At 65.9% G+C, this 23995-nt stretch carries 24 protein-coding genes; 22 read left to right on the forward strand and 2 right to left on the reverse strand.

The window, feature by feature from the left end; all coding sequences use genetic code 11:
* From kdsA to WEA80_08595, 18 genes are all read left to right on the forward strand, one after another.
* A complete protein-coding gene (kdsA, locus tag WEA80_08510; GenBank protein MEX1186619.1) occupies positions 1-834 on the forward strand; it encodes a 3-deoxy-8-phosphooctulonate synthase in 834 nt (277 codons plus the stop codon).
* Between the two features lies 1 nt (position 835).
* Complete coding sequence (locus WEA80_08515; GenBank protein MEX1186620.1) at positions 836-1405, forward strand: HAD hydrolase family protein; 570 nt, start codon at positions 836-838, stop codon at positions 1403-1405.
* The gene (locus tag WEA80_08520; protein ID MEX1186621.1) at positions 1402-2379 is read left to right on the forward strand and encodes a KpsF/GutQ family sugar-phosphate isomerase; all 978 of its coding nucleotides are present in this window, start codon (positions 1402-1404) and stop codon (positions 2377-2379) included. The genes WEA80_08515 and WEA80_08520 overlap by 4 nt, the downstream gene beginning before the upstream one ends.
* Positions 2376-2978 (forward strand): LPS export ABC transporter periplasmic protein LptC, encoded by a 603-nt coding sequence (lptC, locus tag WEA80_08525; GenBank protein MEX1186622.1) that lies wholly within the window; start codon positions 2376-2378, stop codon positions 2976-2978. The genes WEA80_08520 and lptC overlap by 4 nt, the downstream gene beginning before the upstream one ends.
* Complete coding sequence (locus WEA80_08530) at positions 2978-4330, forward strand: hypothetical protein (GenBank protein ID MEX1186623.1); 1353 nt, start codon at positions 2978-2980, stop codon at positions 4328-4330. Before lptC ends, WEA80_08530 begins: the two co-directional genes overlap by 1 nt.
* Entirely contained in the window at positions 4330-5547 is a 1218-nt protein-coding gene (gene lptB / locus WEA80_08535; GenBank protein ID MEX1186624.1) for an LPS export ABC transporter ATP-binding protein, read from the forward strand. Before WEA80_08530 ends, lptB begins: the two co-directional genes overlap by 1 nt.
* Positions 5544-7007, forward strand: a complete 1464-nt coding sequence (gene rpoN, locus WEA80_08540; GenBank protein MEX1186625.1) for an RNA polymerase factor sigma-54 — start codon at positions 5544-5546, stop codon at positions 7005-7007. The genes lptB and rpoN overlap by 4 nt, the downstream gene beginning before the upstream one ends.
* Positions 7004-8017 carry a glycosyltransferase family 2 protein gene (locus WEA80_08545; protein MEX1186626.1) on the forward strand — a complete coding sequence of 338 codons (1014 nt, stop codon included), beginning with the start codon at positions 7004-7006 and terminating at the stop codon, positions 8015-8017. The genes rpoN and WEA80_08545 overlap by 4 nt, the downstream gene beginning before the upstream one ends.
* A 184-nt stretch (positions 8018-8201) precedes the next feature.
* Positions 8202-9368, forward strand: coding sequence for a glycosyltransferase (locus WEA80_08550; GenBank protein ID MEX1186627.1), 1167 nt, complete (start codon positions 8202-8204; stop codon positions 9366-9368).
* Positions 9349-10272 carry a lysylphosphatidylglycerol synthase domain-containing protein gene (locus WEA80_08555; GenBank protein ID MEX1186628.1) on the forward strand — a complete coding sequence of 308 codons (924 nt, stop codon included), beginning with the start codon at positions 9349-9351 and terminating at the stop codon, positions 10270-10272. Before WEA80_08550 ends, WEA80_08555 begins: the two co-directional genes overlap by 20 nt.
* 215 nt (positions 10273-10487) lie before the next feature.
* Positions 10488-11228 carry a hypothetical protein gene (locus WEA80_08560; protein MEX1186629.1) on the forward strand — a complete coding sequence of 247 codons (741 nt, stop codon included), beginning with the start codon at positions 10488-10490 and terminating at the stop codon, positions 11226-11228.
* Positions 11225-12637: an alpha/beta fold hydrolase gene (locus WEA80_08565; GenBank protein ID MEX1186630.1), complete on the forward strand. Its 1413-nt coding sequence runs from the start codon at positions 11225-11227 to the stop codon at positions 12635-12637. Before WEA80_08560 ends, WEA80_08565 begins: the two co-directional genes overlap by 4 nt.
* Positions 12638-13026: 389 nt before the next feature.
* A complete protein-coding gene (locus WEA80_08570) occupies positions 13027-14187 on the forward strand; it encodes a PQQ-binding-like beta-propeller repeat protein (GenBank protein ID MEX1186631.1) in 1161 nt (386 codons plus the stop codon).
* 326 nt (positions 14188-14513) lie between these two features.
* Complete coding sequence (locus tag WEA80_08575) at positions 14514-15140, forward strand: methyltransferase domain-containing protein (protein MEX1186632.1); 627 nt, start codon at positions 14514-14516, stop codon at positions 15138-15140.
* Positions 15137-17518 carry a hypothetical protein gene (locus tag WEA80_08580; GenBank protein MEX1186633.1) on the forward strand — a complete coding sequence of 794 codons (2382 nt, stop codon included), beginning with the start codon at positions 15137-15139 and terminating at the stop codon, positions 17516-17518. The genes WEA80_08575 and WEA80_08580 overlap by 4 nt, the downstream gene beginning before the upstream one ends.
* Complete coding sequence (locus WEA80_08585; protein MEX1186634.1) at positions 17511-18287, forward strand: polyprenol monophosphomannose synthase; 777 nt, start codon at positions 17511-17513, stop codon at positions 18285-18287. Before WEA80_08580 ends, WEA80_08585 begins: the two co-directional genes overlap by 8 nt.
* The gene (gene dapF / locus WEA80_08590) at positions 18284-19111 is read left to right on the forward strand and encodes a diaminopimelate epimerase (protein MEX1186635.1); all 828 of its coding nucleotides are present in this window, start codon (positions 18284-18286) and stop codon (positions 19109-19111) included. The genes WEA80_08585 and dapF overlap by 4 nt, the downstream gene beginning before the upstream one ends.
* Positions 19112-19369: 258 nt before the next feature.
* Positions 19370-19804, forward strand: a complete 435-nt coding sequence (locus WEA80_08595) for a hypothetical protein (GenBank protein MEX1186636.1) — start codon at positions 19370-19372, stop codon at positions 19802-19804.
* A gap of 15 nt (positions 19805-19819) precedes the next feature.
* On the opposite strand, the gene WEA80_08600 is transcribed toward WEA80_08595, so the two are convergent.
* On the reverse strand, positions 19820-20476 hold the full coding sequence (locus tag WEA80_08600) for a tetratricopeptide repeat protein (GenBank protein MEX1186637.1): 657 nt from the start codon (positions 20474-20476) through the stop codon (positions 19820-19822).
* A 151-nt stretch (positions 20477-20627) separates the two neighbouring features.
* Here WEA80_08600 and WEA80_08605 point away from each other — a divergent pair, with 151 nt between their 5' ends.
* Positions 20628-21104: a hypothetical protein gene (locus tag WEA80_08605; protein MEX1186638.1), complete on the forward strand. Its 477-nt coding sequence runs from the start codon at positions 20628-20630 to the stop codon at positions 21102-21104.
* A gap of 6 nt (positions 21105-21110) precedes the next feature.
* Here WEA80_08605 and WEA80_08610 read toward each other — a convergent pair whose 3' ends face one another.
* Positions 21111-22388: an ATP-binding protein gene (locus tag WEA80_08610; GenBank protein ID MEX1186639.1), complete on the reverse strand. Its 1278-nt coding sequence runs from the start codon at positions 22386-22388 to the stop codon at positions 21111-21113.
* Between the two features lie 153 nt (positions 22389-22541).
* On the opposite strand from WEA80_08610, the gene WEA80_08615 reads away from it, so the two are divergent.
* The 3 genes from WEA80_08615 to WEA80_08625 are packed head-to-tail and all read left to right on the forward strand — an operon-like array spanning position 22542 to position 23823.
* On the forward strand, positions 22542-22814 hold the full coding sequence (locus WEA80_08615) for a hypothetical protein (GenBank protein MEX1186640.1): 273 nt from the start codon (positions 22542-22544) through the stop codon (positions 22812-22814).
* Entirely contained in the window at positions 22814-23554 is a 741-nt protein-coding gene (locus WEA80_08620; GenBank protein ID MEX1186641.1) for a TIGR02206 family membrane protein, read from the forward strand. The genes WEA80_08615 and WEA80_08620 overlap by 1 nt, the downstream gene beginning before the upstream one ends.
* Positions 23555-23586: 32 nt before the next feature.
* Positions 23587-23823, forward strand: a complete 237-nt coding sequence (locus WEA80_08625; GenBank protein MEX1186642.1) for a hypothetical protein — start codon at positions 23587-23589, stop codon at positions 23821-23823.
* The last annotated feature ends 172 nt before the right edge of the window (positions 23824-23995 follow it).

Genomic DNA, 23995 nt, shown 5'->3' on the forward strand with positions numbered 1-23995 from the left:
ATGGCGGTCGTCGCGCCCGTGACGGCGCGCATCGAGCTGTTCCCGGCCGACAGACTCTTCCTCATCGCGGGCCCGTGCGTGCTCGAGGGGGATGATCTCAATCTCCGCGTCGCGGAGCGGCTCGCGCGGCTCGCCGAGCGGGTCCCCGGCGGGGTGATCTTCAAGGCGAGCTTCGACAAGGCCAACCGGTCGAACGTCGACGCCGCGCGCGGTCCCGGGCTGGACGAGGGGCTCTCGGCCCTGCTGCGCATCAAGCGCGAGACGGGCTTGCGCGTGCTGACCGACGTGCATCTGCCCGACCAGTGCGCGCCAGCGGCGGAAGTCGCGGACGCTCTGCAGATCCCGGCGTTCCTCTGCCGGCAGACTGACCTGCTCGTCGCGGCGGGACGCACCGGACGCGCGGTCAACGTGAAGAAGGGGCAGTGGATGCAGCCCGAGGCAATGGCGGGCGCCGTCGCGAAGGTGCGCTCGGCGCAGGGGAACGGCGAGGTCGCCGTGACCGAGCGCGGGACGTTCTTCGGCTACGGCGATCTCGTGGTCGACATGCGCGGCTTCGCCCGGCTGCGCGCGGCATGCAAGGCGCCCGCCATCTTCGACGCGACCCACAGCGTGCAGCGGCCGGGGCAGGGCGCGCGCGGCAGCAGCGGCGGCGCGCGCGAGTTCATTCCGGTTCTCGCGCGGGCGGCTGTATCGGCCGGCGCGGACGGGCTGTTTCTCGAGACGCACCCCGATCCGGATTCCGCGCCGAGCGACGGTCCGAACATGATCCCTCTGCCGCAGCTCGATCACCTGATCGCGCAGGCGGTGGACCTGTGGACCCGCGCGCGAGTCTGACATGGCCCTCTCGCGCAAGCGCGCCACCCAGATAAAGCTCGTGGCGTTCGACGTCGACGGGGTGCTCACCGAAGGCGGGATCTTCCTCGGCGTCGCGGGCAACGAGCGCATCGAGTTCAAGCGCTACGACATCCAGGACGGGCTCGGAATCCACCTGCTCAAGACGACCGGGATCAAGGTCGCGATCGTCACCGGCCGTGAGTCGGAAAGCGTCCGGCTCCGGGCCGCGGAGCTGGGGATCGAGGACTGCGTGCAGGACAGGGAGGCGCGGAAGCTCCCGGCGTTCAAGCAGCTGCTGCGGCGGCACGACATCGCGATCGAGGATGCCGCGTTCGTCGGCGACGACGTGCCGGACCTGGGGATCCTGCGCATCGTCGGCCTCCCCGTCGCGGTGGGCAACGCCGTCAAGGAAGTGAAGGACGAGTGCGACGTCGTGCTGAAGCGGGCCGGCGGACACGGCGCAGTGCGCGAGTTCGTCGAGCTGCTGCTGCGGGCCCGCCGCGAGTGGACGCCGGCCGTGGAGCGGTACGTGGAACAGCGGTCGCGCGCGTACCTGGCGGACGAGCTGTGACGGGCCGGTCGTCCGACGAGGAGATTCTCGAGCGCGGCCGGCGCGTGCTCCGCATGGAGGCCGACGCGGTCGCTCGCACGGAGCGCCGGCTGGACGACAGCTTCGCGCGCGCCGTTCGCCTGCTGGCGGGCTGCCAGGGCAGGGTGATCGTCTCGGGCGTGGGCAAGTCGGGGCTGATCGGGCGGAAGATCGCCGCGACGCTCACCTCCACCGGAACGCCCGCGACGTTCCTGCACCCCGCCGAGAGCGTGCACGGGGATCTGGGAATAGTCGGAAGCTCCGACGTCGGCATCCTCATCTCGCGCAGCGGCGAGTCGAGCGATCTCGTGACGCTGGTCGATCATCTGAAGCGGTTCGGCGTTCCGACCATCGCCATCACCGGGTCGGCGGGCTCGGCGCTGGCCCGGCACGCCGAGGTCGCGCTGGACGCGACGGTCGAGAAGGAAGCATGTCCGCACGACCTGGCGCCCACCACCAGCACGACCGCGGCGCTGGCCCTGGGCGACGCCCTGGCAATCGCGCTGCTGGAGGAGAAGGGGTTCGCCCCGGAGGACTTCGCCCGGCTGCACCCCGGCGGCTCGCTGGGACGGCGCCTGCTGACGCGGGTGTCCGACGTCATGGTCGCATCACCCCTTCCGGTCGTGCCCTCCACCGCGACGCTCCGCGCGGTGATCGTCCTGATCGCCGAGCAGCGCGGCATCGCGATCGTCTCGGATGACCGAAAAAAGGTTCGCGGGGTTTATACGGCTGGCGATCTCACCCGGCTGATGGAGCGGGAGGAGAACGTCTTCCCGATAGTGATCGGTACCGTGATGAACACGAACCCGAAAACAGCGCGCGCGGATGAGCTCGGCAGCGGAGTCGTCTTCCGGATGGAGAAGGACGGGATCATGTCCATGCCCGTGCTCGATGACAACGACGAGCTCGTGGGCGTCGTGCACCTGCACGACCTGATGCGCGCCGGTGTCGTATGAGACTCCTCGCGCTGTCCCTGCTCCTGGCTCTCGCGAGCGCCTGCGACGACAAGCGTGAGCCGCCGGTGCTGACGCGGTCGGCGATGGCCGATTCCGCGGACCAGGTGATGTTCGGCGCGAGCTTCAACATGACCGACCGCGGCGTCATCCGCGCGGAGCTGCAGGCGGACACGGCGTACTTCTTCGACGACAACACCCGCATCGAGCTGGACGACGTGAACACGACGTTCTACACGGTGGCCGGGATGAAGGACGCGGTGCTCACTTCGGACCGTGGCCGGTACAGCACCCGGCTCGGCAACATGACCGCGTACGGGAATGTGGTCGTCAACACCGAGGACGGCCGGCGCATCGTGACTCCCGAGCTGCACTACAACCAGTCGGCCAACCAGTTCACGAGCGACAGCCAGTTCGTGATGACCGAGCCGGGGCGGCGGATAGCGGGCGTCGGCTTCCGCTCCGACCCGGGACTCAAGAACGTCCAGGTGCTCAGCGGTGCTAGCGGATTCATGACGGGGCAGGGCGGAGCGACCTCGCCCGGCGCCTCACCGGCGGCGCCTCCCCCGCCGGGGGCGGCGCTGCGCCCGGACAGCAACTGATGCGGCGCCTGCTGCTAGCCGCGGGCGCGCTGGCCGCTTCCGCGGGATACGCCGGAGCCCAGGCGCTCCCCAAATGCGATTACATCTTCGAGAACACGCCCGCGACGACCGCGAACCTGGTGGAGCAGCCGTCGGGCCAATCGCTGATGATTCTCGGGCGCGGGGTCGTCGTGTCCTGCGCGGGACAGGACAACCGCATCTCCTCGGACAGTGCCCAGTTCAACGAGGCGACCGGAGTCCTGCTGCTGATAGAGAACGTGCGCTACACCGAGCCGCAGATCGGCATCACGGCGCAGCGCATGACGTACTTCCGCGGGGAGGACCGGCTGAACGCCGTGGGGAACGTCGTCGCGACGATGAGCAGCGGCTCGGTGATGCGCGCGCCCGAGGCGGACTACTACCGCGCCGTCGTCGGCCGTCCGATCGCGCGCACGGTGGCCACCGGGAGACCGCAGCTCTCCCTCGTCGACCCCGAAGCGGGAGCCGGCGTCGAGCCCGTGGTAGTACTCGCCGACCGGATAGTTCTGGTGGGCGACAGTCTCGTGTACGCGTCGCGGCGCGTGGACATCACGCGCACGTCCGTGCGCGCGAACGGGGACTCGGCGTTCGTCGACAGCGAGCGCGAGTTCGTGCGGCTCATGCTGTCCCCGGTCGTCACCGGGCGCGGGGAGCGGCCGTTCACGCTCCGCGGCGGAGTCATCGACCTCTTCTCCCGCGAGCGCCAGCTCGAGCGCGTGCTGGCGACTCCGTCCGGACACGTGCTCAGCGGCGATCTCGAGCTGCTCGCGGACTCGATCGATCTGCGGCTGCTGAACGAGCAGCTGCAGGAGGCTTACGCGTGGGGTCCCGGACGCGCGCGTGCCACCAGCCCCGAGCGTGACATCACCGCCGATTCGATCTACGTCTCCACGCCCAACCAGCGCCTGCGCGAGATGCACGCGGTGGGCGACGCGTTCGCCAACAGCATCCCCGACACGGCAACGGTCATTTCCAACGAGCGCGACTGGATCAGCGGCGACACCATCGTCGCCCGGTTCGATTCGGCCGCCGCCGGCGACACGAGCCGCATGGTTCCGCGCGAGCTGATCGCGACCGGGAACGCGCGGTCGTTCTACCAGTTCGGCAATCCGGAAGGCGTCCGCGAGCGGCCGACGATGAACTACGTCCGCGGGCGGATCATCACCATCGCGTTCGCCGACGGCGAGGTGAGCACGGTTACCGTGACCGACCAGGCCTCAGGCGTCTACCTGGAAGCGGAGTCGCTGACCGCGATTCCACCCGCGAGTCAGCCCGGAACGCCGCAGGCCGCGCCGGCTCGACCGGCGCCAGCGCGGCCGGGGAATCCGCGCTGATGCGTCCCACCTATCCGCCCCGCGTCGAGGAGCTCATCGCCCGCATGTCCACGCGCGAGCGGTCCACCGCGCTGGCGCTGCAGGCGTTGTTCGCGCGGGCGGACGAGCAGGGTCGGGCGGGCGTGCACGACGTGGCGCTCGCGTTCCGCGACGAGTATCTGCGCACTCTCCGTGACGAAGGAAAGAACGCCGATCGCGAGGCCGGCCGGCTGAGCCTCGACGAGGTGGACACCTACGTGGCCGAGCACGCGCTGCCGCGGCTCACCGAGGACGGTGTCATCCGCCAGCTCGGCAGGAGCCTGAAGGATGCGGATGCGGCCGTGATCGTGGAGGAGGGGCTCTGGCGCGAAGTGGCGCCGGTGCGCATGGAAGTGGCGCGCATCGTTTCCGAGGCGTGCGATCAAACCGAGTTCGAGCTGCACCACTCTGGGGTCATCCCGATCCCGCGCGCGAGCGTGCTCGAGGCCGAAGGGCTCGTGAAGACGTACCGCCGCCGTAAGGTCGTGAACGACGTCGGGCTCCGGCTCAAGCAGGGCGAGATCGTCGGGCTGCTCGGGCCGAACGGGGCGGGGAAGACCACGACGTTCTACATGATCGTCGGCCTCATCCAGCCGCTCGCCGGCCGCATCATCCTGGACGGCGAGGACATCACCGACATGCCGATGTACCAGCGCGCGAGGCGGGGGATCGGCTACCTCTCGCAGGAGCCGTCCATCTTCCGCAAGCTGTCGGTGGAGGACAACATCCTCGCGATACTCGAGACGCTGCCGCTGACGCCCGACCAGCGCCGGGACCGGCTCGAGACGCTCCTCGACGAGCTCGGGATCAAGCGCCTGCGGAAGAACAAGGCGTATTCACTCTCCGGCGGCGAGCGCCGCCGGCTGGAGATCACGCGCGCGCTCGTCACCGATCCGAAATTCATGATGCTGGACGAGCCGTTCGCGGGCGTCGACCCGATCGCCGTGCACGACATCCAGACCATCGTCGCGGGACTCAGGCACCGCGGCATCGGCGTGCTCATCAGCGACCACAACGTGGAGCAGACACTCGACATAGTCGACCGCGCGTACATCATGTTCGACGGACAAGTCAAGGTGTCGGGCACGGTTCGTGACCTGGTATTCGACGACACAGTGGCCGAGATTTACCTCGGACCCACATTGACTACGCGGCTGCGCTCGCGGTTCGCGGAAGACGAGATCGGCGGAGTGGCGTGAAGCAAGGACTGTCGCAGGGCACACAGCTCAAGCAGGAGATGAAGATCAATCCGCGCCTGTACCAGGCGATGGATCTCCTGTACATGCCGCTGCTCGACCTCCAGCAGCACCTCAAGCAGGAGCTGCTGAACAATCCCTTCCTGGAGCTGATCGAGCCGGAAGAGGAGGACGACGAGGAGACCCAGCAGCCCGAGGAGCAGGTCGAGCAGACTCCACCCGAGGAGAAGGTCGAGGGGATCGACTGGGAGGAGATCCTGCTGGACGGCTTCGACGCCGGCGGACGGCGCGAGGAGCACGAGGAGAAGGAGTACTACGAGCCGGTCACGGTCGACAGCCGCGACCTGAGCGACCACCTGCGCGACCAGATCACGCTGCTCGATCTCACCCCGCGCCAGGTGCTGCTCGCCGACGAGTTCATCGGCAACATCAACGACGACGGCTACCTCGCTTCGTCGGTGGACGAGATAGTGCTGGCGCTCAACGAGGTCCTGGAGCGCGCCGCCGAGGTGGAGGACCGGGACATCGAGGATCTCCCGCTCTACATGATCGAGGAAGGCGAGGAGATGCTCGGCATCGTCCATGCGCTCGATCCTCCCGGCGTGGGAGCGCGGGACCTGCGCGAGTGTCTCATGCTGCAGCTGCGCGAGGCCGGGCTCGAGCAGTCCGTGCCCCACCGCCTCGTCCGCGACTGCTTCGAGGAGCTGATCAATCACCGCTGGAGCGAGATCTCCAAGCGCTTCGGCATCAGCCCGTCAGACGTGCAGAAGGCGGCCGACGAGATCCAGAAGCTCGACCCGAAGCCGGGGCTGCGCTTCAGCAGCGGGGACGACAACTACATCATCCCCGACCTCGTGGTCGACAAGATCGACGGCAAGTACCACGTCTTCCTGAACGACGCGAACCTGCCGCGGCTCAAGCTGAGCAAGACGTACCAGGAGATAGCGCGTGACAAGAAGAAGTTCGACGGCGAGAACAAGGAGTTCATCTCCAGCAAGCTCAACTCGGCGAACTGGATGATCCAGGCGATCGAGCAGCGGCGGCAGACGATGCTCAAGGTGATGAACTACATAGTCGAGCGGCAGCGCGAGTTCTTCGAGAAGGGCGTGCAGTTCCTCAAGCCGCTGACGCTACGCGAGGTCGCCGAGGTGATCAGCATGCACGAGTCCACTGTGAGCCGCGTGACCAACGAGAAGTACGTGCAGACGCCGCGCGGGGTGCTGCCGCTCAAGTACTTCTTCTCGTCCGGGCTCGCCACCGCGGACGGCGAGGACGTGTCCGCCCGCGGGATCAAGGCGCAGCTGCAGAAGCTCGTCGAGCAGGAGGACCCGAAGCATCCGCTCACCGACCAGGCGATCGTCAACATCCTGAAGGAGAGCGGCGTGCAGATCGCGCGGCGCACAGTTGCGAAGTACCGCGACCAGCTCGGCGTGCTGTCCGCGCGGATGCGCAAGCGGGTATGAGCGTGGCTTCCGGCGTGGTTCGGCGCGACACTCCGACGGTCGACCGGCGGGCGCGCCCGGTGGACGTGAGCGTGCTGGTGCCGGCGCGGAACGAAGCCGAGAACCTGCCGCTGTTCGTCGAGCAGGCAGCCGCGATGGCGGCGGCTTCGGGCGGGGTGCGGTACGAGTTCGTGATCGTCGACGACGGCTCGACCGACGGGAGCTGGGACGTGCTGCGGCTGCTGCTGAGCGACTATCCGTTGCTCAAGGCCGTCCGGCACCGCATCGGCCGCGGCATCGCCGACGCCCTGCGCACCGGCTACCTGCACTCGTCGGGAAGAGTGCTCGTCTTCTATCCGGCGGATCTGCAGTACAAGCCGGAAGACATTCCCCGCCTGGTCGAGCCGATCCTCTCCGAGCAGGCGGACATGGTGACGGGCTACAAGGAAGGGAAGTACGAGAAGGCGTTCGTCTCGAGCGTGTACAACAAGCTGAGTCGATCGCTGTTCAACGTTCCGGTGCGCGACCTCAACTCGGTGAAGGCGTATCGCCGGGAGATCATGGACACGCTGCCCCCGCGCCCGGACTGGCACCGGTACATGGTCGTGATGGCCGCCGCGCAGGGCTACACGGTCAGCGAAGTGCCGGTGCCGCTGTACCAGCGCCACGCGGGCAAGTCGAAGTTCGGGATCGGCCGGATCCCGATCGGCGTGCTCGACATGCTGGCGGTGTGGTTCGAGCTCCGCTTCGCGCGCAAGCCGCTGCTGCTGTTCGGCATGCTCGGTGCCGTGCTCTTTCTCACCGGGCTCGTCGTCGGCATCGGCGCGATATTGTGGCGCGTGATCGGCGGCGTGGGCTTCCGGCCGCTGATCGATCTCGTCGCGGTGTGTTTGACGGTCGGGTCCGTTGCCATCGCGACGGGGCTGATCGGCGAGCTGATGGCCGCGCAGCGCGCCGAGCTGCAGGAGCTGCGACGAAGAGTCGAGGAGCTGTCCGCGCGGTCGGGGTCGCAGCCGACGGAGATTCCGTAGTGCAGGGAATGGCGGTGAGTAGCGTTGTGCGTTACCCGTTAATCCGTAGGGCGTTTTTCCGTTACAGCAGGATCGCTAGGAAGGCATATGGTGGTTTTCCGCACTTCCGCCGTCACGCCCTGACGCAGAACGGAACAACCGTGAACGCACAACGCGTCCGAACCTTTTCCCTCACCGCCGGCAGATGAACGTTCTGTTTCTATCGCACGCATTCCCGCGGTATATCGGAGACCCAGCCGGCTCCTTCGTGCTGCGCCTGGCCAAGGCGTTGGAGAAGGTGGACGTCAAGGTTCACGTCGTCGCCCCATCGAGCGACAGCGCGGACACCACCGACGTGGTCGATGGGATCACCGTCGAGCGTTTCCGCTACGCGCCGCGCAGGTACGAGAAGCTGGCGTATACCGGCAACATGGCGACCGAATTCCAGCGCTCCTGGAGCGCCAAGGTCACGATGCTCGGTTTCCTCGGCGCCGACTTCGCCAAGTCGGTCATGGCGCGGCGGAGAGTGACACCCGACCTCATTCACGCGCACTGGTGGTTTCCCGGTGGGCTCGTGGGCACGTGGCTCGGCGGCCTGTCGCATCTCCCGCTGGTCACGACCCTGCACGGCACCGACGTACGGCTGGCGAAGGGCGTCGCCGTGGCCCGGCCGCTCTTCCGGCACGTCATCACGCACTCGGCCAAAGTCACGACCGTGTCGCACTGGCTGGCCGGTGAGCTGGATCTGCTCGTTCCCAACCGGTCGCCGGTCGTAGCGCCGATGCCGGTCGCCACCGAGCTGTTCGAGCCCGACGGCACCGCCGCGAGGGACGGCATTCTGTTCGTGGGCCGGCTGAACGCGCAGAAAGGGCTCGACCAGCTCATCCGCGCGCTCCCCGGGATGAAGACGAAAGCGGCGCTCGACGTCGTCGGCGACGGACCCGCGCGCGAATCGCTCGGCGCGCTCGCCGCGGAGCTGGGCGTGGCGGATCGCGTGCGCTGGCACGGGCAGGTCAGGCAAGGCGAGCTGCCGAAGTTCTATCAGCGCGCGTGCGTGCTCGCGGTCCCGGCGATCGACGAAGGGCTCGGGCTCGTCGCGGTCGAGGCCGCGCTGTGCGAGACGCCGGTCGTCGGCTTCCGCTCCGGCGGAACGCCCGACGTCGTGCGCGACGGCAGCACGGGAATCCTGGTGGAGCCGAACAACCTTCCCGCGTTGTCGGCGGCGCTCGACGACCTGCTGAACAACCCGGCGCGCGCGGCGTCCATGGGACAGTCGGGGCGGCTGTACGCGCTGGCCAACTTCGCTCCCGAATCGGCGGCGCAGAAATACCTCTCGATCTACCAGCAGGCGATTGACGGCTACGGGTCGTAAGGCCTGGACGGTAGCACAATGGCTGTTCGCGGCCGCGCTCGTCTGGTACGCGGTCCGATCGCTGAGCGGTCAGTGGGATGAAGTCGCGTCGGGGCTGCAGGGTCTCCGCCCCGATTGGCTCCTCGTAGGGGCAGCCAGCGGCGTGACGCTCGTCGCGTACGCGCTGCTCATCGAGGCATGGCGGAGACTGATCGCGGGCGCGGGTGAGGTGCTCGCGTGGCTCGACGCTTCCGTCATCTGGCTCGCGGGCAACCTCGGCAAGTACGTCCCCGGAAAAGTGTGGTCGATCGTCGCGATGAGCGGGATGGCAGCCGAGCGGGGAGTCAGTCCCGCCGTGGCGGCCGGCTCGTCGATCGTGATGCAGATCGTCACGATCGCGGCCGGCGCGGCCGTGGTCGTCGCGAGCGGCGGGGCAATCCCCGGCGGACCGCTCGCGGCCATTCTACTCGTCGCGGTGATCGTCGCCGCGCTGCTCGCATTGCCCGCGGTCATCCCGCGCCTGCTGAAGCTCGCCGGCCGCCGCGCCGACAACGTGACGGTGCCGTCGAGGAGAACGTTGTGGGTCACGATCGTGATCGCGTCCGTCTCGTGGGTGCTGCTGTCGCTGGGATTCATGCTGTTCGTCCGCGCGATTCTCCCCGACTCGGGGGGGACGGCGCTGGCGTACGTGAGCGCGTACACCGCGTCGTACATCGTGGGCTTTCTCGCGCCGTTTGCGCTGGGGGGAATCGGAGTGCGCGAGCCGGCGCTGGTGATCGCGATGACGGAGCTCGGGCTGGCGACGACCGCGGACGCGGCGGTGATCGCGGTGGCGTCGCGCCTATGGCTCACGGTTGTGGAGCTCATTCCGGGGCTTACGGCGCTTGGGTCGCATATGGCGAGACGGAATCGAAATCGTCATTGACAGGACACCGACCCGGCCCGAGATAGGATCAAAACAGATGGAGTTGGTCTATGGACGCCGGGCCTAGGAATTTCCGCTTCGAGAATGGCTTTGCTCTGCTTCCCGCGTTCATGTTGGCTCTCGGCTGCGGCCAGCAAGACGCTCTCTCCACATCCCTCAGAGAGCCGCCACGCGCGAGCCGGGTGGTGACGCCAAGCTCATCGTCTGGATGCGGAGTGTCCATTACGCTGGTCACGACCGACTACGATTCCGAATTAGAACCTTATGGCATCGCCGAGTCGACAGATACAGCGACCGTCTGTGAGACGTGGACCGGCAATGATTACGTGGTCTACGCCAAAATCGTCGGCAGTTCCGACAATGTTCCGGATTATGTAGAGGACGTGCACGGAGCCGACTATCAGAGTGGTGCCATAACCCCTTTCTCGGCGAGCGATGCTCCTGTCGGCCCCACGACTTCAGCTGCTCCCACGGCGTTCGATCTTATGCGGGCCGACGAGGCCCAGCGCCAGGCGTCATACGACGATCCCTACTACGGTGTTCGCGCCGTTGACAGTTGCGCTGACGGCGCTGCGATATGCGAGCCAGCCATGCAACTCCTTGCCGGGCCTAACGGTGCCGGGCAACCAGTGAAGCGTCGGGGAATCCGAAAGCTGGTGGAAGGCGCTCAGGAGTTGCCGCGCGGTACCGATCTAATCCGACGGTTCAAGCGCGAAAAGGGAGACGTACAGCAGGAATTTTTGATCCATCCGGTCACCGAGCTTCTAGTTGGGGAGGAACACGTCACTCCGGATTCCAGAATCTCTTCGCGACATACGTGGAAGCGAGTATCGAAGGGATGGGTGAGGGATCGCACAGAAATCGCAAGTACCGAATGGATCGGTGGAAAGAAAGTATCCGGCCGGACAACGCTCACTTTTTTGAACGTCCAGACTAACGCGTGGGAGGAACAATGAGCTACCAACGGATACGATGCGCGCTTGCCGGCTGGTTGCGGTCATTCGCAATGGCGGCGTCTATTGCAGCCGGATCCACGATGCTGGCCGGCCAACCAGCCCAGGCGCAACTCGCGTATGACAGGACGGTTTTCCTCCACGGTGGGAACGGCACGCCAAATACGTGGCTTGCAGGATCGACGCCGACGCGTCTCGCCGCGACAATTGTCCTCGGGACCAACTCCTATCGGGTGCCTGACTTACTGGGCAAGTTCTCGGTCGCGAGCCAGTCTGCAAGGCTTCGCGATTCTTTGAACGTTTACCAAGGCCTGAACGTGCTAATCGCTCACAGCATGGGTGGACTCGTCGCGCGCACAGCATACATCAATAATTCTGCAAACATCGCCGGTATAGTAACAGTGGCCTCTCCGCATCAAGGGATGCCGCTTGCCAACAACTTCGTGCTAATCAAAGCATTTGCTCTGGATGCGCAGCGTCGTGTGCAGGATGCTTGGTTTGCAATAGGTCAGATGACGGGCTACATCAGCTACATAATCGCCGGCAGTCGGTTGCCGCTCGACCAAATCACGCAATTCATCGAAGGTGCAGAGTCCGATGCGCTGTATGATCTCAAGGTAGGCTCAACGACGATCCTCAACCTTAACGGCTACACAAGCGACCAGCCGTCTCGAGCAAACGTGTACGGCACGATTCCTCACCAAAACGCCGTGTTTCGCATGGGCCTGTCGTCTCAAGGGAGCGACGCTGAGTTCGCTCAGTTCGTGAAGGACCGTAACACCCTGGTGACCGTGTTCCAAACGTGCAAATTCATTGGATACATAACGATCATCGGGCACGTAGCTGGTAGGCAGTGCTCCTACGCTCGCAAGATGCTTCGCCGGGTTGACGATCGCTGGGGGCGTTACGCGACCATGATCGAAACGCAAGGCACGAACTACCAACGACCCTTCGACGGCCTGGTACCGAATGAGCGCAGCGTCTATCCCGGGCTCTCATTCTCCGATCGTAGGCTGAACTTCCAGGCTAATATGGCAAATCACAGCAACATCACCTATTCATCTGTCGGCGTTCAGCAGATTGCCAACGCAATGGCGGCGATCGGGATGCAGGTCGTGCAACCGCCGCCAAGCACTCTCTCCATTTCGATCGCAGGCCCCACTCAGATTCAGCCAGGCGCGACGTGCACCTGGGATGCACCAACAAGCGGAGGGAGCCCTCCGTATAGCTACCAATGGACAAATGCCGGGCAACCAGCAGGAAACGACTACTACTACACCGGCTCGAAGGACTGGGGGGACTCTAATTCATGGTTCATCGTTGCAGTATCCGTCACGGATGCGGCCGGGGCGATCCGCGACGCAGAGGTCACAGTATACGAGACCTCCTCCGCGGGAATATGCGCGTTCTAAGTATGGGCCGCAGCCAAGGCGTGCGCCAAGTTGCCACAGTTTTTCTTTTCTGCACGTCATTACTCATCGGAGGCGCCTGCGGCAGAAGATCACCCACCGACCCTGTGATTGACGATGTGCGAGTCGCAATTGCACGGGATCGTGTGTCTGTAGGAGATACGGTGAGCGTATATGCTGGTGCTTACACAGCCTATGGATACGCAATCGGCTGGAGCGGCGAGGTTACGTGGACAGTTTCCGATCCCACAATCGTGCGACTGGAATCAACCGCAAATGCGGATAAGAAGCTTGCACGTGGCCTGCAGGCAGGAACTGTAACCATCCAAGCAACGATCGCCGGTAAGAGCGGCCAGTCTCCTCTGAACGTGGCGCCTTAGTTACCGCCTGGGATGCGGACGTTATCGGCAGTCACGTGTGCAGCCGCGATCGTCGCGAGCGGCTGTAACGGCCCTACGGGCTCGAATCGAAATGGAGTTGAAGACCGATGGTTTCAAGCGCAGGCGGGGTACGGGCAGGCGCGACCAGCCGTGCTCGAAGAGCTCGTTTTCTTCGCCACCGGCGCCGGTGACGTAGTCGCGCGCGATCGCGGCTCCGGATCTGTCAAATGGAACGCGCGGGTCGCGAATTCGCAGGTTATGGGCTACAACTTCGCGGTCACCGAAGGCGTGGTCGCCGTCGCCGTTGCGTATGAGACTGTCGGACTCGACGGGCGTACCGGTGCGATTCTCTGGCGTTACCAAGCGCCGCTTGATTCGCTGGGGCCTCAGCCGCCTGCCCCGGGGTATGTCCGCGGAGCTCGTATTGCCGCAGCTTCCGGAGTCGTTTTCGTCCCTGCTTGGGGCGCCAGCGTAGCCGCGCTCGACGCGCGGACCGGCGCTACGCGTTGGACTTGGCGATCTCCGTCCGGGCAATTCCGAACCGGCGCTGTGGGCGTCCGCATCAGCGAAGACACCGCTTTCGTCGGCGGTTGGGACTTCCTCGACACCAATGGATCCCGTTCGGTGCCATGGCTGATGGCCCTCGAAGCAAGCTCAGGCCGGCTGCTGTGGCGCACTCTGCTGGTGGATTATCCATCCGGTGGAGTGTCGATGAACGGCGCGCCCGCGCTCACATCGCGTCACGTGATCGCCACGGCGCTCGGCGGCGATACTTGGGGACTCGAAAGAAGCAGCGGTCGAATAGCATGGTATCGCCCTCCGCAGAGCAAGCTCGCCACAGTCGCGCAGGCGGAGGCTTGGGGGGAAGTCGCCTACATTGACGGTGGAGACGAGTTTCTCCATGCGCTGAATGGATCCGACGGACAGGAGCTGTGGCGCAGCCCGTTCCAGGGCGGGAGCGTTGTAGATCTCCTCGTCACCGAACGTAACGCATACGTGGCGAACGGCCCGACCCTTACCGTGTTTAGGCGTCAGTCCGGGCAGCAGGTGGCGCAAGCTGACGCTCCGAGCCGTAGCTCGGTGATCGAGACCTTCGGTTCCGCGCCGACCGCGGATCGAGGCCAGGTTTTCGTGACGGTCAGCGGTGGCGCGTGGAGCTTCGACGAGCCCTGATGTAGCCCCTCGCTCGCGCGACTGCTTCCGCGAAGAGCTCACCGGGATCCGGGTAGTGAGCCGCGGGCGATCAGCAATCAGCGGGTAGCACAAGGACATTGGCGCGCCACGACGATTGCTCGCAATCGTCGATTCGGACGTCCGATCACTCGGAGCAAACCGCTCACGCACTGGACCGTGCCGGCAATATCCCTGAAGCAACAATGCCGGCGAATCTGTCCGGTCCGTCCAAATCGTCGAAGCCAGCGGCCGATGTCTGATTGCCCACCGCTAACTGCCCGGATTCCGCTGAGAGCACCCCAGTAGCCAGCTATATTCCCCGAAGAATGCCCCCTAAAATCCAGCCCGCATCACCAGAGCTGCAGGAGTTCTACCGGGCGCGCAGCGGATGGAGGAGCGCGGGCGAGGAATCCACCCGCTTCCGCCGAGCCGCCGCGCTCGCGCGCGTGCCCAACGGTGCCGCCGTGCTCGACATCGGCGCGCGCGAGGGCGGGCTGCGCGAGTATCTGCCGGACGGAGTGAAGTACCAGGGCATCGACATCACGCCGGAGTTCGCGTCGGAATCAGTGATGACCCGCGACATCTCCGAGGGCATCCCGTTCCCCGACGCGAGCTACGACTTCGTCTTCTGCATAGAGGTGCTGGAGCACGTGCCCAATCCGTTCGCCGCGTTCGGTGAGATCAACCGCGTGCTCCGCGACGGGGGAGTGCTGATCGTGTCCGTGCCCAACCCCTACCATCTGAAAGAGATCGTCTGGAACGTGTTCCGGACGCCCGACCGGCAGGGCCACATCTACTCGTGGACGCGCCAGGCGATGACCAGGCTCGGAGAGATGAACGGCTTCCGGATCGACGCGTACGGCGGAACGTACCTGCACCCGCCGGTGCCCGCGCCGCCGCTGCTCGCGCGCTCGATCATATACAGATTCATCAAGGAATCCGCCCAACCGTGAGCACCGACGACAAGTCGTTGAATCCGTCCAACAGGCTCGGACTCCTCTGGGCGAGCCTCGTGTACGCTGCCGCGACGCTCGCGCTCGGCTACCAGGCGCTCGCCGGGAAGTTCCTCGCCGGCCCGCACAGCGACGAATACATCGCCGGCTATGCGTTTCGCGAGTTCGGCGCGGCCACGCTCCGCGAGAGCGGATCGTTCCCGCTGTGGAACCCGTACCTGTTCGGCGGCATGCCGTTCGTCGCCGCCATGCACGGCGACATCTTCTACCCGACGTTCCTGCTGCGGATGCTCGTGCCCACGGACGTCGCGATGACGTGGACGTTCCTCATTCACATTTTCCTCGCGGGATTGTTCGCGTACATGTTCCTCCGCGCGCTCGGCTTCGGCTTCGCCGGAGCGCTGCTCGGGGGACTGGCGTACATGCTCGGCGGCCAGCTCGCGTCGCTGGTCTCACCCGGGCACGACGGCAAGCTGTACGTCAGCGCGCTCTTTCCGCTCGCGCTGTTCGCGCTCACCCGCGGCATCCGCGACGCGCGAGCGTGGGCCTGGGGACTGCTCGCGATCGTCGTCGGGCTGGCGGTGCTGAGCCCGCACCCGCAGCTCCTACAGTACATGCTGCTCGCGTGCGGCGCGTACGCGCTGTATCTCGCCGTGCGCGGCGTTCGGGCCGGCGACATCCCCGGCGTAGCAGCCGTCCGCCGGCTCGCCCTCGCGCTCGGCGGCGTCGTCATCGGCGGGCTCATCGGCGCGATCCAGTATCTCCCGGTGCGCGAGTACGTGCAGTTCTCCCCGCGCGCGGGGGGAATCCGCGACTACGCGATCGCGACGTCGTACGCGTGGCCGCTCGAAGAGATCCTCGAGGTGTACCTGCCCGAGTTCGCCGGAATCCTCGACAACTACTGGGGGGTGAACGGGATTCACTTCCACAGCGAGTACATCGGCGTCGGCGTGCTGATCCTCGCCTTCGCGGCGTTCGGCGGAATGCGGCAGAGCGCGCGCAAATCGGAGATCTGGTTCTTTACGGGGATGCTGGTGATCGCGCTGCTCTGGGCCCTCGGCGGCGACACTCCGTTCTACCGCATCCCGTACGCGCTGGTCCCGGGAACGAAGTTCTTCCGCGCGCCGGAGACGGTGTTCTTCGTCGGCACTCTGGCGATCGGGTATCTCGTGGCCGTCGGAGCGGAGCGATTCCTGAGAAGGGAAGTGCAGCCCCGCTACCTCGCCCTGTGGGCCGGCTTCGGGATCGTCATCGCGCTCGCGGCGCTCGCTGGAATCCTCGATGGAATCGCCGAGACAATCGCGCGCCCCGAGCTGATCCAGCTGGTGGACGCGAACTCGGGCGCGGTGAAGGTCGGCGCGCTCCGCTCGCTGTTCTTCGTGCTCGCGACCGCGGGAGTGCTGTACGCGCTGCTGCAGCGGCGCATCTCACCCGCGATCGCCGCCTGGGCGCTCGCCGCCGTCGTGGCCACCGACCTGTGGAGCGTGCTGCGGCATTACTGGATCTTCTCGCCGCCCGCCGCGATCACGTACGCGTCCGACCCGACAATCGAGTACGTGAAGAGCCAGCCCGAGCCGTCGCGCGTCCTGCCGCTGTGGATCGATCGGTCCACGGGAGCGCGCGACCCGAACCTGAACGGCGACGGGCTGATGAGCCACCGCGTCCGGAATGTGCTCGGCTACCACGGCAACGAGCTAGCGCGCTACGACCAGCTCTTTGGAAAGGAGCGCGGGGGTGACCAGATCGGGAATCCCAACTTCTGGGAGTTGGCCAACGCGCGCTTCATTCTCACGAACGTGGACTCGCTGCCGCTCGAGGGCGCGACGCGCGTCGTCGGGCCGGCGCGCACGGCGGCGGGGACCACCGTCTATCTGTACGACCTGCCGGGCGAGCAACCGTTTGCCTGGGTGGCGCCTCTCATAGTGAAGGCGGCCGATCCCGAAGTCCTCGCGACCGTGCTCGATCCGCGCTTCCCGGTGCGGAGCGCCGCGCTGTTCGAGCCGGACGCGCCGGTGCAGGCCGTCGCCAACGTCCAATCCCTTCCGGAGGAATCGAGCATCCGGGTAACCACCACGAGCTACGCGCCCGGTGACATCTCGCTCACGCTGAGCGAGCCCGCGCCCGCCGGATCCGCTCTGGTAGTGGCCGAGAACTACTATCCCGTGTGGCAGGCAGAGGTCGACGGCAAGCGCGCGAACGTCGGCAGGGTGAATTACACGCTTACCGGCATCGAGCTGCCGGCGGGCGCGCGGTCTGTTCGTCTGCGCTTCGTGAGTCCGGCGTACGACGCAGGCAAGAAGACCACGATCGTCGCGCTGATACTTGCTTTCGCCACACTGGCAGCGGGAATCGTATTCGACCGGAGAAAGCGTGCCTGAGAGAGCGCTCGTAGTGATCCCGACGTACAACGAGCGCGACAACATCTCCCGGATAATCGACGCGGTGCTCGCGACAGACGCCTCGCTCGACATCCTGGTGGTAGACGACGGCTCGCCCGATGGGACCGGCGGGACGGTGGCAGCCATCGCATCGGTGAACGATCGGGTCCATGTCATCCGGAGGAGCGGAAAGCTGGGGCTCGGCACCGCCTACATCGCGGGCTTCAAGTGGGCGCTCGAGCGGAATTACGCGCATGTCTTCCAGATGGACGCGGATTTCTCCCATGACCCCGCCTACATCCCCGAGTTTTTCAAAGCCATCGGGTCGAACGACGTCGTGGTCGGCTCCCGGTATCGGGACGGACGGGCGAATGTGGTGAACTGGCCGGTGTCCCGCCTCCTGCTGAGCTATTTCGCGAATGTTTACGCCCGGCGCGTAACCGGACTGCCGGTGTGGGACTCGACGGCAGGGTTCAAGTGCTGGCGCCGGAAAGTACTTGAAACGATCCAGCTAAATGACGTCAAGTCAAACGGTTACGCTTTTCAAATAGAGATGATATTCCGCGCGTGGAAGCACGGCTTCCGAATCGCGGAGATCCCGATCGTCTTCGTGGACAGGCTCGAGGGAGAGTCGAAGATGTCCAAGAAGATCGTGCGGGAGGGCATCTGGATGGTCTGGCGCCTCAGGTGGTGGGCGATGCTCAATCGAATCCCGCGAGTGGCGAGCGATGGATCGCGCCGCGCGACCGATGCGGACAAGGCGGCATGAGCCAGCCCGGCGCGGCGGGCCGCGCCTTCTACAAGATGAGCGGGTCAGGCAACGATTTCGTCTTCTTTGATTGCCGGGCCGAGCCAGCCGGGGACCTCGAGACCGCCGGCAGGATCGCCGAGCTGTGCGCCCGTGGGACGGGAGTAGGCGCCGACGGAGTCGTTTTTATCCTGTCCTCGCCGACGCATGCCTATCGCATGCGGTACTACAACGCCGACGGCTCGCTGGGCGAGCTGTGCGGCAACGCGAGCCTGTGCAGCGTCCGCCTGGCCGCGGGGCTCGGCATCGCCCCACGAGGCGACTTCCAGATCGACAGCGACGCGGGAACGCTGACCGCCCGCATGCGAGACGACCTGCCTGAGATCGACCTCGAGCCCGTCACCGATGTGCAGCCGGATTTTTCGGCGATCCGGAAGGGCGGGGGAGAATCGGAGCTCGGCTTCGCACTCGCGGGCGTGCCCCACATCGTGATCGGCTGCTCCGACGTCGATTCCGCTGACGTTCTGGGTCGAGGCGCCGAGCTGCGGTCCCACCCCTCGCTGGCTCACGGGGCAAATGTGGACTTTTTGTCCAAAGGCCCCTCCGGCTGGTCCATGCGCACCTACGAGCGAGGTGTCGAGGGCGAGACCCTGGCCTGCGGCACGGGCGCAGTCGCATCGGCGATCCTGCTCAATGAATGGGGCAAGTCAGGCGATCGGGTGGCGCTCAGGACCCGGTCCGGCCGCACCCTGGAGGTCACGGTCAGGCGCAGGGGCGGCGCGTGGTATCCATCGCTCCGCGGCGAGGGGCGGATCGTTTTCGAGGGCCGGCTGCGGGAAGTTTGACCGTTTACGCGCCCCGTGGCGTGGTACAGGCGTAATTGTGCCGTTTCCGGGATGTTGAAGCCTCTGCCTTAAAGCGAGTGTGCGTAAACCGCTCGCAGGGAAGCACTTACAAATCGCCGATCCAGCGTTGTACCCGTTCTCCACATTATTGCACACTGTCTGGTTTACATAATATATCTTATACGCATAGCCCTTGCTCAGAGAGGGTTCGCAGACGCGAGCGCGGACCCTCTGCCTCGCAGCCGGGTATCGGCCCTCATGCGGCTCTCGGGGCGGCTTGGCGGACTTCTCCTCGCGGCGTTCCTGCCGGTAGGATGCGAAGCCCCAACGGGGCTGGATGAGCTCAGCCCCAGAGAGTCGCTAATCGAAACCCATCGGGCGATCGTCGACGGCGTGGTTCGTGGCAGCTTTGGGCAGCCGCTCGAGGACGTCGACGTTGTCCTGAAGATCGCCGGAAGCTCGCTCCCGGCTCCGGCCACCCGGACCGACGCGTCCGGACGGTTCTATCTGGTTCTAGCCATCTACAACGGCACCGGCGGCGCCGACTCGGCCGCCGCCACCCTCTATGCCTACGCCAGGCCTCCCTCATACTCGACGTACGCCGCCGGGCATGCAGACCTCATGGTGAGGTTTCTCCCTGCCTCGCAGGATCCACCGCGGACGAGCGTGGAGATTCGGCTGAGTATCTTCTAGCGTCGCTCCCCGGCTTTAGCTCGCCGGCTTGGCCGTCAGCTCGCCCAGCCTGACCCGGGCCTCCGACACCATCGATCCTTCGGGCTCCGCGGCAAGCTCCGCCCAGATGGCCCGCGCCGCCTCCGGCTTGCCACCAGCCATGAGCGCCCTGGCAGCCGATGCCCGGAACGCGGAAGCGTCGTTCGGAAATCGCGTAACCCCTGCTGCCGCTTGGTATTCCCGGGCTGCCTGGTCAAACTGCTTGAGCCCCTCATGGCCGACCGCGCGCAGCACGTGAATCGACGCCGCCAGCTCCTTCGGCCTCGATCCGGCCGCTTTGTCGAGCTCGGCGATTCCTTCCCGATATTTCCCTTCGTCGTACAGGATCTGCGCGAGCGCCAGCGCCGCCTGGGTGGCTCCCGCGGTGCCCTCGTACCGCGTCGCGACGTTCCGCAGGTCGGTCATGGCAAGAGGCGCGTTCCCCGACATCATTGCCTGCCGCGCCTGGAAGTACGCGGACTCGGCCCGAGCGGCCTTGATCTGGGTGGAGCGGCGGTAGAACCATGCCCCGCCGAAAAGCAGGGCGATCGCCACCACGCCGATTATCACCCGCTGCTTGTGGAGCATGAGCCATTCGGCGGCGGTCTCGGATCTATCGGGCTGAAATGCTGGATTGGCTGGACGCGTCGGCATTGGAGATTGTTGAGAGTTGATTGCCTGCCACAAAAATAGCCGCGCGCCGCGCGTCGCGCGTCGCGATGAAACGACGGGCTCAAAGAACCGTATTCCATCTGAGCGCCGCTCCGCCGTAGCGTGCGCCTTCTCTCTCCACTATCATCGCCCGATGCAAGCACCGCCGCGCATTTCCTTCCGCCACCGCCCGCTCCCGCGCCCTGCCCTGCTTGCCGCGGCAGCCGGGCTCCTGTTGTTATCCAGCTGTGGCGAGTCGAGCGTCACCGATCCTTATCAAGACGCCGCGGGCGTCTTCCTGCTGCAATCGATCGCCGGTGAGCAACTGCCGGCGGTGATTACGTCGTCGCCGACCGAGGGCGTGGTACGCGTGACGACCGGAAGTCTCTTTCTATCGGCCGACCGTCGGTTTCAGGAGACATTGACTGTCACCCTCGAACCGCCCGGCGGCGCGGCTCCGCAGAACGGCGCGGCCGTCGCGACAGGCACCTACACGGTAGTGGGCGACTCGGTGGAGTTCTCCATCGACGCGCGCGGATCCACGCCGGCGGGCACGATGCAGGCGACGCTTCGTGGCGATACGCTCTCGTACAGCATACTCGGTCGTGTGGTCGTGTACGTGAAGCTGTAGCAGCTCCTACCCGCCCCCACCGGTGGCGCTCGGCAGGGACATGGTAAAGGTCGACCCCACTCCCTCACGGCTCTCCACCGTGAGGTCGCCAAGCATCGCTCGCGCGAGGTCGCGGCTGATCGCGAGTCCCAGACCTGTGCCTTCCATCGGGCTCGCGAGGCTCCGGCCGACCTGCGTGAACGGCGCGAAAATGGACTCGTGCTGGCCCTTGGGAATGCCTATCCCGGTATCGCTGACGCTAAGCCACACATTGTCGGTCCCGGTGCCGCAGACGATCGTGATTTCTCCGCCCTCGTCGGTGAACTTCACCGCGTTCGAGAGCAGGTTGAGCAGGATCTGCTCGACCTTCGCGCGATCGGCTCGCGCCATGAGCGCCGGTGAGCAGCGCGTCACAGTGAGACGCTGCCGCTTCCTGCCGGCCTGCGGCTGGATCATCGTAGCGACGTCGTTGACCAGATCCTGGAGTACGATCGGCCCCGTCACGTAGGCGACCTTGCCCGCCTCGATTCTGCTGAAGTTCAGGATGTCGTTGATGATGCCGAGGAGATGCCGCTGGCTCCGCTGGATCCGGCTGAGCTGATCGTGCTGCGCTTCCGTGAGCGGCCCGCTCACACCCGCCTGCATCAGCTCCGTGTAGCCGGCAATGGCGTTGAGCGGCGTGCGAAGCTCGTGCGACATGGCGGCAAGGAAGTCGCTCTTGGACCTGTTGCCCGCCTCCGCTTCCGCGGTCCGCCGCTCGAGCTCCGCGGTCTGAGCGCGCAGCTGGTCGGTCAGCGAGCGCAGCTCGTGCGCGCGCTCCTCGGCGGCGGCTCTGGCTCCATCCTCCGCGGCGATGCGTTGCGCATCCATCAGCGCGCGCTCGTCCGCCGCGCGTCGCTGAGTCAGATCGCGCGTGACCTTGGCGAACCCGGCGATCCCGCCGCTCTGACGATGGATGGGCGTGAGCACCACGTTCGCCCAGAAGCGCGTGCCGTCCTTGCGCACGCGCCAGCCTTCGTCTTCCGCCTTGCCCGTTTCGGCCGCGACTTCCAGCAACCGCGCGGGCTTGCCCACCGTGAGGTCTTCCTCGGTGTAAAAGGCCGAGAAGTGACGCCCGGTTATTTCCCCCGCCGTGTAGCCCTTGAGACGCGCCGCGCCCGAATTCCAGGTGAGGACGTTTCCTTTCGGATCGAGCGCGAATATCGCGTAGTCCTGCACGCTGTCGACCAGGAGACGAAGAAGATTCGCCTCGGTGCCGGCCTTCGAGTCGGCGGAAAAAGCCATGGGCGCAGTCGCGGCCTTCACGGCCGCGGCCCCTCCGTCGCGCTTTCACCGGGCAAAATCATACGTAGAGGATGGCTAATCATCGCCCACGAAGATGCCAAGGGGGTGGTGACAGCTGTCACCCCGCAGGCACCGCGGGGTGGACAGTACGCGCTGGCGCGGCGATGCTTTGGTATGCCTCTGACGCGCCAGGCAGTGGCGGCGGACATCGACGAGATGCACCGCGTCCGCATGGCGGTACGCGAGAACAGGCTCGTGTCGATGGTACTGTCGCCCTCGCGCTACCTCGAGTTCCTCGAGTCGCGCGGCCGTGGGTGGGTGATCGAAGCAGATGGAGCGATCGTCGCCTTCGCCGTAGCGGATTCGCTGGATGGAAGTCTGTGGGCGCTGTTCGTCGATGCGAAAGCAGCCGCGCGTGCTCGCGGACTCGCGGGCGGGAGCGCTTGATGCCGCTGCAGTGGCGCGTGTTCGAGCCGTTCTCTCCGCTGCACGGACTGATCATCCTGCTCTTCGGCGGAGCGACGGCGTTGCTGATCTTCAGCGCGCGCGGAATGGCGCCGACCGGCCGCACGCGGCTCGATCGGAACCTCGGTCTGTTCATGATCGCGCTGTGGCTTGTGAGCAACGGCTGGTGGCTCCTTCCGCCCCGCTTCGACGCGGCGCGCGCCCTCCCGCTTCACGTGTGCGACGTCACCTCCCTGCTCGCGGGAATCGTCCTGCTGCTTCCGCGCAGGCCGCTGCGCGCGCTGCTGTATTTCTGGGGAATCGGCATGAGCCTGCAGGCGATCGTCACGCCGGAGATCGCGTTCGAGCCCGACACGGTCTGGTTCTGGATATTCTGGGTGAGCCATGCCGGCATCATCGCCATCGCGATCTACGACATCGTGGCACGCGGCTACCGTCCGACGTGGCCGGACTTCAGGCTCTCGGTGCTGGCAGGGCTCGTCTATCTCGCCGTCGTCCTGGCAATCAACATCTCGCTGGGCTTCAACTACGGCTACGTGGGCAACGCCCAGCCGGGCGAAGCGTCGATAATCGACTTTCTCGGTCCCTGGCCCCAGCGCGTCGTTCTGATGGTCGCTCTGGTGATCGGATTCATGGCCCTGTTGATGGCCCCATGGCATTTCGCCAGGAAATTCGCAAAAAGAAGTGACGAATTGGCGGCACCTGCGTCAATTAAACCGTAGCGGGCGGCCGCTCACGTCAGCACAGGATCGCAGTGGTCAAGTTCCCGGATTTCTTTTCCAGCCCGGAGCCGCGCGACGAGCGCGAGGCTGATGCCGCATCCCGGACCCAGGCCAGCGCGGCCGACGCTCTCGACACGATGCTTCATCCGCGTCCGTACCAGGCGGATCTCGATCCCGCGTTGCCGCCGCAGATCCTCCGCGGAGGTCGCGGGACGAACTTCCATCCGCAGGCCGTCGAGTCGCTGCTGCAGCTGCGGGGCCTTCGCTGAGAAGGCAGGCCTCTCCGTAGCGCCTCGTAGAACGCCGCCACTCCCGGAAACGGCAGCCGGGTCCGCGCGTTGCCGCGCATGGCCGCGGCGCCCCGGCGCACATTTTCCGCGGCCTCCCCCAGAACATCCGCCAGCCATGTGCGCATTAGATCCGCGGCTCTCGGAGTATTTC

The organism is Gemmatimonadaceae bacterium (assembly GCA_040882285.1).
Lineage (GTDB): Bacteria > Gemmatimonadota > Gemmatimonadetes > Gemmatimonadales > Gemmatimonadaceae > JACDCY01.